Here is an 11,790-nt window from a genome sequence, read left to right on the forward strand (position 1 = left end):
GGGACGCCATCCGCTGGTCGGCCATTCGCGTACAGCAGGGGGAGCCTCGATCCGTGAGAAAAGGGGGGCGGTTCGCGCTGGTTCGGGAGTCTCCCGGGCTGTTGCGGCGTGCGGTTCCTCCGGATCTCGAAGTCCACGGCAGCTCTGGGCCATGGGGTTTTGCTGGTTGGGGGAGGTGCGTGGTGGGTGTGGGCTTGGGGTGGTGGGGGGGGTCAGGGGGTGGTTGGGGTGTTGAGGGCTTTCGGGAGTGCTTTGCGGGTGGTGATGCCGAGTTTGTGGTAGGTGCTGGAGAGGTGGCGGTCGATGGTGCGGGGGGAGAGGGTGAGTTGTTGGGCGATTTGTGGGGTGGTGTGGCCGGCGGCGGCGAGGAGGGCGACTTCTCGTTCGCGGGGGCTGAGTGGTTCGGTTGTGGTCATGGTGTCGAGGAGGTAGGTGGCGCTTCCTTCGTGTGCCTGGCGGGCTGTTGTGGCGTGTCGGGCGGCTGCGGTGGCTTGGCGTGTGTGGCCTGCGCGTGTGTGCAGGCGCCAGGTGAGGGCCCAGGCTTCTGCGGCGTACAGCGGTGTTCCGGCGTGTTCGAAGTGTTGGGCTGTTTCGGCTGTGGCGTCCGGGCAGCCGGTGGCGGCTGCGTGGGCGAAGTCGGTGCGCAGGCGGTCGAGGGTTCCTTGGAGGCGGTGGGTCCAGGGGCCGCAGAGTTCGGCTGCGGTGTGGAAGTGGCCGATGCGGGTGAGTTCGTGGACGATGCGGGCCAGTTGTCCGAGGGCGTCGTGGTGTGCGGCGTGTCTGGCGGCCTTGGTCAGGAGGGTCGCGGCGTGTTGCCGGCGTCCGTGGAAGGCTTCGTGTGCGGCGTGTGCCAGGACGGTGGTGTCGCTGGCGTGGGTGCGCGGGGTGGCGGGAGTCAGGTGGTGTGCGGCGGTGCGGACGGCTTCGGGGGAGCCGAGGCGGGTGGCGGTTTCCAGGGCTCCGGCGTGGGCGAGGCGGAGGGTGTGGGGGTGTGCGGGGCCGGGGTCGGCGGTGCGGTAGATGTGGTGTGCTTCGGTCAGGGATCCGTGTTCGGTGAGGAGGCTGGCGAGCAGGATGCCGGTGTGGCTGACCAGGACGGGGTTGTTCGCCGCGGCGGCGGCGCGGATCTGCGCTCTGAGGGTTTCGATGGCGGGTGCGGGCTGTCCTGTCTGGGCGCGGGCGAGGGCCAGGTATGCGGGGATCAGCAGGGTGCCGGTACTGGCCGGGGCGTTGCTGCGGGCCTTGCTGGTGGCCTGGTGTAGGCGTGGTGCGAGGGCCAGGCAGTCCTGGGGGCGTCCCATCAGCAGCAGTGCTCTGAGTGCCGTCGGGCCGGCTGCGGCGACACGGGCGGGGTCGGGGTCGTCGAGGTGCCGCTGCGCGGTGGCGAGCGCGGCACGGCAGGCCCCGCTGTCCAGGAGCTTTTCCGCCGAGGCGGTGGGGCGGGGGGCGGCGGTGGTCGGGGGGCGGGTCCGCGGGCGGGGCAGGGGCGGGTGGGCCGTGTCGGTGGCCGGTGCGCGCCCGCGCACCTGTCTGGGGAGAGGGGCATCGTGCGGGGCCGGGGCGCCGGTCGGGGCGGTGGTGTCTTGGGTTGGTGCCTGTTGGGTGAGCAGGGTGCGGTAGTGGAGTGCGGTGCGGGGGGTGCGGTGGGTGTGCCAGGCGTGGCGTGTCAGGCGCAGGGCGGTGGCCCAGTCCAGTGACCACCATGCGGTGGTTGCGGCGTGGAGGAGTTCGTCCTCGCTGAGGGGGGTGCCGAGTTCGGCTCGCCAGGTGGTGCGCTGGAGGTGGAGGGCGTCGTGGGTGGTGGGGGTGTCGTCGAGTGTGGTGAGGAGTGTGCTGAGCAGTCGGCGTCGGTGCAGCGCGGTCAGGTGTGGGGTGAGGGCGTGGGCGGCCAGGGGGTCGGGGGCGAGCGTGCGGTGGGTGGGGTGGGTGGGGTGGGTGTGGATGAGGCGGCGGTGTTCGAGTTCTTCCCAGGCGGCTTCCTGTGCCAGCCGCAGTGCCGTGGTGAGCGGGAGTGGGCCGCTTAGGCACAGGTATTCCAGGGCGGTGCGGCTCGCGCGGGGCAGGCGGTGCAGCCGGGGGTGCAGCAGCTGCAGGGCTCGGGGGGCGGGCGCGTGGTGCTCGCGCAGGCGGTGGAGTCCGTCGTGCAGGGTGAGGGCGCCGGACTCGGCCGCGTCGGCGACGAGTTCTTTCAGGTGCACCAGGTTTGCGTCGGCGAGGTACGCCAGGCGTGCGGCGGCGGCGTAGTGCACGGGGTGGGGCAGCAGGCTGTTGCAGATGGCCGTCATGTGGCCGTGGCTCAGCGGTGTGAGGGGGAGGTGGTCGAGGAGTCCGTCGTGCCAGAGGGCGGCGAGTGGGCCGGGTGCGGCGGGGTGGCCGGGGCCTTCGGGGAGGGTGAGGACGGCACGGCAGGAGGAGTTCTCCAGCAGGTGCCGCACCACGGTGAGGGAGGCGGAGTCCAGTCGGTGTGCTTCGTCCACGCACAGCAGCAGCGGTCGCCGTTCATTCGCCCGGGCCAGGATCGCGGCCGCCTGGGCGGGCCGTTCGGGCACGTCCAGGCGGGCGGCGCCCATGGCGACGGCCAGTGCGTGCAGCGGCCGCGGTGCGGCGGCATTGTCCACATCCACGGTCAGGGGGCGCATGCTGCGGGCTGCGGCCAGGGTGGCGGCCTCGCGCAGCAACCGGGTACGGCCGCTGCCGGCGCTGCCGGCGAGCACCAGACCGCGCTGGGTGTCGGTGTGCAGCAGGCTGTGCAGTCGGCCCATGACGTCCGAACGGCCGGTCAGCGGGGGATCGGCGGCAGGAGTGTCGCTGTGCCGACGGTCGAAGGGTGAGGCCGGATGCATGGGGGGGTGCGTGTTCATGAGGACCCAAGGAGGGGGTGGGGTACGGCGGGGCGGTGTCGTGGGGCGCCGGCGGCCGGCGCCGGGGCGGGGTGGTGACGCAGAACGGCGTTGCCCGTCGCATTCGCCTCCGGCACGCCCGGGATCGATGACAGGGGGCGTGGCCTTTTCGCGTCATAAACATCGCGAACGGTGTCGGGTGGCGGTGCGCTCTCCGAAATGAGAGCTCGCGGCTCGCGGCTTTTCCTTTTGCTGTCCGTGTCGCGGATGCCGAGGCTCGCCCGGTCTTCCCGGGGGATCTTTCCCGCTCATCGTGCCCAATTCCTGAGGACGCGGCGCGCGCTGAACTGTCGCATGGTGCCCCGGTCGTCGACGGCCCACAGGGTGTCCGACGCCGCTTCCCTGCGCGCCATTCGAATCACGGCCGGCCTTCCGTCGGCAAGGGTGATGCTCTTGCCCACCCATTCGTTCCATGCGGGATTCACGCCGACCATGACGGCCTCCTGTGGTGTACGGCGCGGGCCGATCGGGAAGGAAGTTCCAGGACGTGGCACCCGGCGTCCTGGAGGTAGGTGATCACGGCGCGTGCGGCCAGGTCGTCGATGGAGAAGACGAACGGTCCGGGGATCAGGACGATGTTGAAGTCGCCATGGTCGACGCTCTGGATCAGCCATTCCAGGAAGGGGCGCGCTTCACGCGAAGACGACCCGTTGTCGAAGAACACGGCCGGTTCCGAAACCCCCATCTCGCGGGCGTACCGGAGCAGGGCGTTGCGGTGGGTGCTCATTTCCCACTGGTCATAGGGATGGCATCGCAGATATATCGCCATCCGCATGCTCTCGCGGTTTTCCTCCGGGTGGTTCATGACGATCACCGAGTCCTTCCTGAGAGTCACCCAGTCCGAAATACCGGACATTCATGGACTTTCTTCCTCTTTCATGAGAAGGGTTCGAGGCGTCCCGGATCCAGGCTTTCCAAGGCCGAAATCGGTAACAGCTCATACCGATCGTGGGGGCTTCATCAGTAGTCCGCGCCGGAACCATAGGGGGCGCATAGGTGGCATATGGGGGGATGCGTAGGTGGCCCCTCCCGCAGGATGGGGGTTTGACTGCGGGCCAGCCGGTGGCTGACGCGCGGACTCGTTCGCGCCCCCACCGGGTCGGACGGCTGCGCACGAGCCGGACCCGGGACCCGGCAGCGCACGCCTGCCGGGCGCCGGCTGCGACTGCGTGGTCGGGCGTTGGCCGCACCGCCGCCCCCGCCGCACAGGCTCGTCTCCCACGGCGTGGTGTACAGGGTCAAGCGCTCCGTGTTCCGGACCGGGGGGTCATGGGCGCCCTTCGCGGACACGGCACCCCGCCGAGCGCCCTGCTGAAGCGCTGCCCGCGGCGGGAAGGCGAGGCGAGGCGTGGCTGGATGGCTCCTTGCCGAGGGCGGAACGCGCCATCCGGTGGATTCACCGCTTCCGGCCTGCGGATTCCGGTGCCCTTGATCTGCTGCGCCAGCGGGCGGTCACCCGGCGGGGCGCCCCTGCGTGGAGCGCTCCGCCCCAGTCCTCCAGGCCCCCGCCGGGGGTGGGCTGTGGACGCCGCCGGACGTGCACCCCGGCCGGGTGATTTGGGTGTGTTTCACCCATGTGGGCGGCGTTGCCGGGATGGTTGGCTGGCCGCCCACTGACAGGACAGCGCTCCGGCCTGCGCCACTGCCTCTCCCCTTCCCGGGCGGCCTTCCAGGCCGGCATCGCGCTGGATCCACCGCCGCCCGGCGCACCGCGCCGGCCCCTTCCTCGGCAAGGAGCCATCCAGCCATGCCTTTCCTTCCCTTCCCGTCCCGCACAGCCCGCCACGCCGCCGCCCGGCGGCGGGGGCCCCGCCGTCTCGTGTCCACCCTGGCCCTGGCCGGCGCCTTGAGCGCCGGAGGCTCCCTTGTCGCGGCGGCGACCGCCACCGCCGCTCCGGCCGAGGTCTGGGACGCGGTGGCGGCATGCGAGAGCGGCGGCGACTGGTCGCTGGACAGCGGCAACGGATACTTTGGCGGGCTGCAGTTCCAGCCCGGCACCTGGGCCGAGTTCGGCGGGCACGAATTCGCCGAGAACGCCCACCAGGCCACGCGGGAACAGCAGATCACCGTGGCCGAACGGGTCCTGGCCGCGCAGGGCCCCAGCGCCTGGCCGCAGTGCTCGCTCAGCGCCGGACTCGAACCCGCCACGGCCCCGGCCACCGGCACCCCTCCGGCCGCCCCGGACACCGCCGCCAGCGCTCCCCCCAACACCGGCAGGACAGAACAGCCCGGCACATGGGCCGAGACCGGCAGGCGCGACTGCACCGAGACGACCCACCAGGCCACGCGCGAGCAGCAGACCACCGAGGCCGAACGGGGCCCGGCCCTGCAGGACCCCGGCGCCTGCCTCCAGTGCCCGACCACCGGACCTGAACCCGCCACGACCCCGGCCACCGGTACCCTCCCGGCTGCCCCGGCCGGCGCTCCCATCGACACGGGCAAGGCGGAACAGCCCGGGACCGTCCCCGGCACCCCGACCACCGTCGAACTGGGCCCTGCGGCACCGCACTCGGCATCCCGCCCCGCAGCCGGTGTCCCCCTCGATGACCTGACCGTGTCCACCGCCTACGGCACACCCGGCCCCTGGGCCGCCGGCTACCACACCGGCGTCGACTTCGCCACCCCCACCGGAACGCCGGTCAAGGCCGTGGCCGACGGCACCGTCGTCTCCGCCGGATGGGCCGGCGCCTACGGCAACGCCGTCGTCATCCAGCACACCGACGGCATCTACACCCTCTCCGCCCACCTGTCCTCAACAGACGTCACTCCCGGCGAACATCTCACGGCCGGACAGCAGATCGGCCTGTCGGGCAACACCGGCAACTCCACCGGCCCGCACCTGCACTTCGAGGTCCGCACCAGCAACACCTACGGCGCCGACATCGACCCCCTCACCTACCTCCGCAGCATCGACATCACCATCTGACCACCCCACCAGCCCCGCCCCGTGCAGACCACCGCGCTCATACCGGCACGCACACCGGCAGCCTCTCCAGCCCACCAAGCCAAGGACGTCCCGCCGTGCATCTCATCCCCCGCCTCAGGCGCACCACCCTCGGCCTCGTCACCCGACTCGGAAAGACTTCTGTCGCCGCCATCGCCGCCCTCCTCCTCAGCGTCGCCGTCGCCCCGGGCCACGCCGCCGCGGCCACCGCGGGCGACGAACGCGTCGACAACTGGATCTACCACTCCCTGGCCGTCATGCGCCTGCACCACATCCCCGGCAGCTTCGACGGCATCAAACGCAACCTGTTGCGCGAATCCAGCGGCGACCCCCTCGCGATCAACCTCTGGGACTCCAACGCACGCGCCGGCACCCCTTCCAAGGGCCTGATGCAGGTCATCGACCCCACCTTCATCGCCTACCACGTCGACGGCACCTCCTGGGACATCTACGACCCCATCTCCAACATCACCGCCGCCTGCAACTACGCAGCCCACCGCTACGGCTCCATCGACAACGTCAACGGCCCCTACTAGGCGGACGGGCAGACCGACGAGCCCCCACGGGAAACCGGCGGGCAGCGCCCGCCGACGCCCGAACTCGCCCCGCAGGCGCCGGACGAAGGCAAACGCGGCCGACTGGCGGGGACCGCCGCCGCGTCCAGCGTCGCGCCGCCCGGGGGCGGGCACCCCGTCGTCCCGTGCCCGCCCCGGCCCTGACCGATGCCCCGGCCCCCGGCGGGCCCCTCGATACAGCGGCTGCTCCGCCGGGGCCGCGGACCCACTTCCCGGGCCGTGGGCCGAGTCCGCAGGACACGCCCTGTGCCGAGAGGCCCACCAAGCCCCGCGGGAACAACAGGCCCGCGTGGCCGAACGGGTCCGGGCCGTGCAGGGGCCCGGTGCCCGACCGCCGTGCTCGGCCCGCGCCGGACTCCCACCCGCCCCGACGCCACCCCCCACCCGCACCCCTTCGGATGACCCCGGATACCACCCCGACACAGGAAAGAGCCCGCACGAAGCACCCCCGGGCCGCTTCCCCGGCCAGCGCAGGACCGGCATACCCCCTCTTCCGGCCCGCCACGCGACCGCAAGGAGACGGCCACCACCGCACCCCGCTGCGAGGAACGAACCCATGCGCCTCACCGACCCGCCCGCCACGCGGCCACCGGCGGCCTACCTGCTCCACCACCCCGAACGCCCCGAGGCCGACGACGACCACCGCCGCGCCATGCGGGGCTTCGCAGCCCGACTGGGCGTGCCCGACCCGACCTTCTACATCGACAGCCTGCCGCGTAGGGACGGCGACCGACCGGAGTTCGCGCGGCTCGTCCAGGCCTTCATGGACGACGCCCACCGGCTGCTGCTGATCCCCGGCCCCTGGGTCCTCGCATGCAGCCAGGCCCGCGTGCGCCTGGCCGTCCAGATGCTCACCGCGGCCGGCTGCCGGCGCATCCTCATGCTGCCCAAGCCGCTGCCACCGCGGTGGCGGACCGCTCCCCGGCCGACCGACACCGCCCCCGGCTGGGCTCCGAGCGGACGGTTCCTGCCCTGACAGCGACAAGGCGCTGCCATCCCGGCCGACTCGTGAGACGGACGTGATACGGACCAGGGCGCAAGGGGTGTGTTGAACCTTCCCGCCCCACCATCGGGGCACCCGCAGACCCGGACCGGTGCCCCCGATGCGTTCCTCGCGTACAACGCCCCAGGCGCCGGGACGGGAGCTGAAGGGGGGAGCAGCCGAGGCCGCGCAGGGCGGGATGCGATCGCCTGCGGGCAACGCGCGTCGAGGGCAGGCCAGAACCGGCGTCGACCATTCCGGCCCTCGATCTGGCTCCACCCGACTCGCGAAACGTCGGGCTCGCGGGGCCCAACTCACACCGAACCCCACACTGAACTGAACTGAATCCCTCACCAATGAGTGATAATCCCTGAAATCGGTATGACATCAAGCCCATGGTTGTGTGGATGCTGCTACCGTGGCCGCGAGTTGATAGGTGTGGGAGGGCGAGGGGGGCCGGCCGGTGCACGAAGAGGCCGTGATGAACGCGAGCGAGGCACGCAGCGCCCTCTACGCCCTGGTGAAGCGGGCCGTGGAGGATGGGCGGACGACCCTGATCCATCGGGGCCGGAAGCGGCAGGATCGTGTGTTGCTGGCGCCGCTCGATGTGCTTCCGGCGGCACGGAAGGCCGAGGTGCTTCCGTCCCGCGTGCTCAGTGCCGCGCAGAAGGACTTCGGTGACCTCATCACCCGGGCGGCTCGCGGCGAGCCGCAGGTGCTCCTGCGTAACAGCACCCCGGTCGCGGTGCTGCTGCCCGCCGACGCCGTCCCCGCCACCCACGCATCCGATCCGGCCTCGGCCACGGGCGCGGCACTTACTGGAGGTGCGGTGAACAGCCCACGCCATCCGGACCACGGGAGCACCCCGCGCAGGCTCGCCACGCTGGGCGACGCCATCGGCGCCGTACTCACCTCCGGCCAGCCTGGCGACCCCCGGTTCGGGCTGTCCGGCTTGGACGCGGCGACCGGCGGCGTGCCGTCCGGCCGGCTGACGCTGGTCGCGGCCGCCCCGAACATCGGCGGAAGCCTGCTGGGGCTGGCCGCCGCACGGCAGACCGCCCTCGTCGCCGGCCGCAAAGTCCTGTACGCGGCGTCGGGCCCGAACCGGGCCGACATCATGCGCCGCATCCTCGCCGCCGAGACCGGCGGCGACTACCCGCGCCTGAAGCAGGGCCGCCTCACCGCCCGCGAGGAGCAGGCCGCCCAGCAGCTGGTCCAGGCGCCCCTGCTGATCGACGACGGCAGCGACCTGACCGCCCAGGCCATCGCGGAGACCGCCCCGCACGTGCAGGACCTGGCCCTCGTGGTCGTGGACCGGCTCCAGGCCGCACCCAGCGCCCGCCTGCCGCTGTCCGGCGACCGCCTCCCGGACGCCACCCAGCAACTGGCCTTTCTCGCCCGCGCGCTGCACGTCCCGGTCCTGGCCATCATCGACAGCGACGAGCCCGCGCTCCTCGGCCTCCTCGACGCCGACGTCCTCATCACCCTCGCACCGACCCAGAACCCCTTCCAGGTCCAAGCCACGGTCGCGGAACGCGACTTCGGCGCGATCGGCTCGGCACCCCTGCGCCCCGACCTGCTGCACGCCCGCTTCCTCGACACCCAAGCCACACCCCACGACCACCCCCGCACCCCGACACCCTCGCCGACCCCCGGCGCAACGGCCGCCCTGGAACTGGCCGAAGCCGCTCTCCCCTACACATCCGGAGGTCACCAGGGAATTCCCGCCGCCCTCACCCACGAACTGGCGGCATGGCGCACCGCCGTCGCCGGCGGCGACCAGGAGGCCCTGAAGGCCATCCTCCCGTCGCTGCTCCAGGCCGCGGCGGTCTCGCGGATGCCGGACACCGCCGAGGGACACCGCCTCGCCGCCGCGCTGCAGGCCTACGGCACACCGATGTACTCCGGCGCCGCCGCCGCCGGGCAAGCCGCTGCTGCCGGTGCCGCGGTCCACGCCCCGGCGGACCGTGGGCAGGCCCCCGACGGCGTGGCGGAGGACGAGGAGGAGGATGGCCAGGACGGCCTGGCACCGGGGGATGAGGAGGACGAGCCCGAGGGCCACGTCTTCCCCGCCTTGGGGATCCTCAAAGAAGCGGTCGACCGCTCGAAGATGCACCCGATCCCGGTCATCCGCACCGCAGAACGCGACAGCGGCCCGTGGCCTTTGATCAGCGAGGACATGGACGGCGAGCCCCGCTGGGTCCACCCCGACGTCACCCTCACCCGCGTGGCCCATCTGAAGGCGAACGGCCGGCGCGTGCGGCGCGACCGGCTCGACGTGCCCGACTCCTTCGGCGAGGGCGTGCTGTGCCTGATCGACCGCAACGGCAGCTACCCGTCCGCCTGTTCAGCCGTCCCCCTCGCCCCGAACAAGCTCCTGCACACCGGCCCCCTCGACACCTTCGACAAGACGAAGGCCGGCATCTACCTCATCGACATCCCCCACTGGGACCGCACCGACATGCCGCACCCTTTGGGGCGGATCATCGAACGCCCCGACACCCAGGGCCGCGTGTGGGTCACCACCCCCCACGTCAAGCAACTCGGAAGACTCGTTCGCGAAGGCCACCTCGACGCAGCCCCGGCCATCCACGACTCCTTCACCGGGAAAGCCAACGAGTCCCTCTTCAAACCCTTCTACGAGGCCACCCGGAAAACACGAACCGAACTCGTCCAGGCCGGCGGCGGCCCCTACAAGGCATACAAGACGCGCCTGTCCATCGCGCTGCGCCTGCTGTGGCCCAAACGCGCCGAACAGCGGTCCCCGTTCTGGCGACCCGACTGGCGCATGAGCCTGGTCGCCGAAGCCTCCGTGCGTCACTGGAGTGTGGCCTTCAGGGCCGTCCAAGACGGCCACACGCTCCTCGCGCTGCGTAACGTCGACGCGGCCGTCTTCTGGACACCTGATGGCACGCCCCCCGCCACGTACCGGATCGGGGCCGGCTTCGGCGAGGTGAAGGCCAAGTTCGTCCAGCCCGGCGAGGCCATCCCCGAGGGTGACGACTGATGGCCGGCCCCACCGGGCACGGCGGCTCCCTGGGCGCCGCCCTGGGCGACCTCCTGCGCTCCCAGGTCACCCCCCGCCACCGGCTCTCCTCCTACACCGCCAAGCACTGGCACGCCCAGCTCAGCCAGCTCACCGCAACCCACCGCGGCTACCGGGCCCTGGTCGATGCCGGCCTCCGCGTGACCACCAGGACCCTGCTCAACTGGCTGTCCGACTCCAAGTACACCGTCCGCCGCAGCTACCGCGACCTCATCCACACCGCCTACGAGAACGCCGCCGTCGTCCCCGCCGAGCCGATCCCCGACCCTGTCAAGAGGGGCCAGTTCGAGATCAGCGGCCTTGTCAAGACGGGCGACGACGAACGCGAGCGTGGCAACCGGCGGGCAGCACCTCTGCGTATCGACGGCAGCCGCGGCGACTGGGACGAGATCGAGGAACTCTGGCTGGCCGGCGCGCTCACCGACGACGAGTTCGAGGACCACTTCATCGACGTCATCATCGTGGCGGACATCGGCGAAGGCACCGACGGATGGGATTTTCCCGGCACCACGTACGCCGTCGAAGTCAGGTAGCAGCGCGCGCTGAGCTGGACGCCCTTGTCCTGAGTTTGATCTTTAACCCGCTGCTGTCGAACGAGTCTCGTACGCCTTCGCTCGCAGAGGTGATCGCTGCATTCAGAGCGGCCTTCGCCTGATCCTGAGTTCCGGATCAAGAACACCCGGGGCCATGACGAAGGCCGCGGACCTGAGTGTGTTGCAGCAGGATGCCCGGCGGGACGCATTCGCCTGAGCGTCACACTTCCGTCCGGGGCCGGCCGGGGTGGCGCGGGCGGCGCCGATCGCCCGGGCCGGGGCGTCGCCGTCGAGTTGGACGAGCGGACGGCGCAGGGTGTGGGGGTGCGGGACGGACACGGTGCCGGAGAGCGGGTCGGTGGGGAAGCCGAGAACCTGGCAGGCCCACGCGGGGGCGTCGCTGATCCATTCCGTGATCGCGGTGAGCGAGCGGGCACCGGCCAGGACACGCGCCGCGGCCGCGGCGACCAGGGCGGACAGCCGGTAGCGGCGGCCACGGACGCCTCTCGGGTCGGGCACCAGGTCCAGGCAGGCGGGTGGCGTGCGGGTGGCGGTGCCCCCTTCCCCGTCCCACCAGCGGCGCAGGGTGGCCACGGCGAAGTGGGAGTGTCTAATCAACGGCCCTGTCTCACATTCGGTTGACATCCTTCACGCGAACGTCAACGACTCTCACGACTCTCCGGTACCACCGGAAGTGAGCCAGAGCCGTTAAGTTGACACACCCCCTGCTGGACCTCGCCGATGTCCTCGACGTGCTGCCCGATCCGCGCCGTCGGCAGGGACGCCGTTACCGGCTCGGCCCGATCCTCG

At 71.7% G+C, this 11,790-nt stretch carries 9 protein-coding genes and 1 pseudogene; 6 read left to right on the top strand and 4 right to left on the bottom strand.

Annotated elements, in window-relative coordinates; all coding sequences use genetic code 11:
- Positions 1–212: 212 nt before the first annotated feature.
- From I3F54_RS32230 to I3F54_RS29780, 3 genes are all read right to left on the bottom strand, one after another.
- Positions 213–2,843, bottom strand: coding sequence for a LuxR C-terminal-related transcriptional regulator (locus tag I3F54_RS32230; protein WP_275677052.1), 2,631 nt, complete (start codon positions 2,841–2,843; stop codon positions 213–215).
- Positions 2,844–3,148: 305 nt separating this feature from the next.
- Positions 3,149–3,334: a hypothetical protein gene (locus tag I3F54_RS29775; protein ID WP_240122033.1), complete on the bottom strand. Its 186-nt coding sequence runs from the start codon at positions 3,332–3,334 to the stop codon at positions 3,149–3,151.
- Positions 3,322–3,756, bottom strand: coding sequence for a recombinase family protein (locus I3F54_RS29780; RefSeq protein ID WP_240122034.1), 435 nt, complete (start codon positions 3,754–3,756; stop codon positions 3,322–3,324). Before I3F54_RS29780 ends, I3F54_RS29775 begins: the two co-directional genes overlap by 13 nt.
- 891 nt (positions 3,757–4,647) lie before the next feature.
- Here I3F54_RS29780 and I3F54_RS32235 point away from each other — a divergent pair.
- From I3F54_RS32235 to I3F54_RS29815, 6 genes and pseudogenes are all read left to right on the top strand, one after another.
- A complete protein-coding gene (locus I3F54_RS32235; RefSeq protein WP_275677054.1) occupies positions 4,648–5,826 on the top strand; it encodes a peptidoglycan DD-metalloendopeptidase family protein in 1,179 nt (392 codons plus the stop codon).
- Between the two features lie 95 nt (positions 5,827–5,921).
- Positions 5,922–6,380: a transglycosylase SLT domain-containing protein gene (locus tag I3F54_RS29795; protein ID WP_240122035.1), complete on the top strand. Its 459-nt coding sequence runs from the start codon at positions 5,922–5,924 to the stop codon at positions 6,378–6,380.
- A gap of 265 nt (positions 6,381–6,645) precedes the next feature.
- Positions 6,646–6,747, top strand: a pseudogene (locus I3F54_RS32655) (hypothetical protein); the annotation flags it as partial.
- A gap of 228 nt (positions 6,748–6,975) precedes the next feature.
- The gene (locus tag I3F54_RS29805) at positions 6,976–7,395 is read left to right on the top strand and encodes a hypothetical protein (RefSeq protein WP_240122036.1); all 420 of its coding nucleotides are present in this window, start codon (positions 6,976–6,978) and stop codon (positions 7,393–7,395) included.
- Between the two features lie 487 nt (positions 7,396–7,882).
- Positions 7,883–10,408, top strand: a complete 2,526-nt coding sequence (locus I3F54_RS29810; protein ID WP_240122037.1) for a type II toxin-antitoxin system prevent-host-death family antitoxin — start codon at positions 7,883–7,885, stop codon at positions 10,406–10,408.
- Positions 10,408–10,980: a hypothetical protein gene (locus I3F54_RS29815; RefSeq protein ID WP_240122038.1), complete on the top strand. Its 573-nt coding sequence runs from the start codon at positions 10,408–10,410 to the stop codon at positions 10,978–10,980. Before I3F54_RS29810 ends, I3F54_RS29815 begins: the two co-directional genes overlap by 1 nt.
- Positions 10,981–11,082: 102 nt before the next feature.
- Here the strand turns inward: I3F54_RS29815 and I3F54_RS29820 are convergent, their stop codons facing one another.
- The gene (locus I3F54_RS29820) at positions 11,083–11,625 is read right to left on the bottom strand and encodes a transposase family protein (RefSeq protein ID WP_240122039.1); all 543 of its coding nucleotides are present in this window, start codon (positions 11,623–11,625) and stop codon (positions 11,083–11,085) included.
- Positions 11,626–11,790: the final 165 nt, after the last annotated feature.

Origin of the sequence: Streptomyces sp. MUM 2J (assembly GCF_022414535.1) — a bacterium.
Taxonomy (GTDB): domain Bacteria; phylum Actinomycetota; class Actinomycetes; order Streptomycetales; family Streptomycetaceae; genus Streptomyces.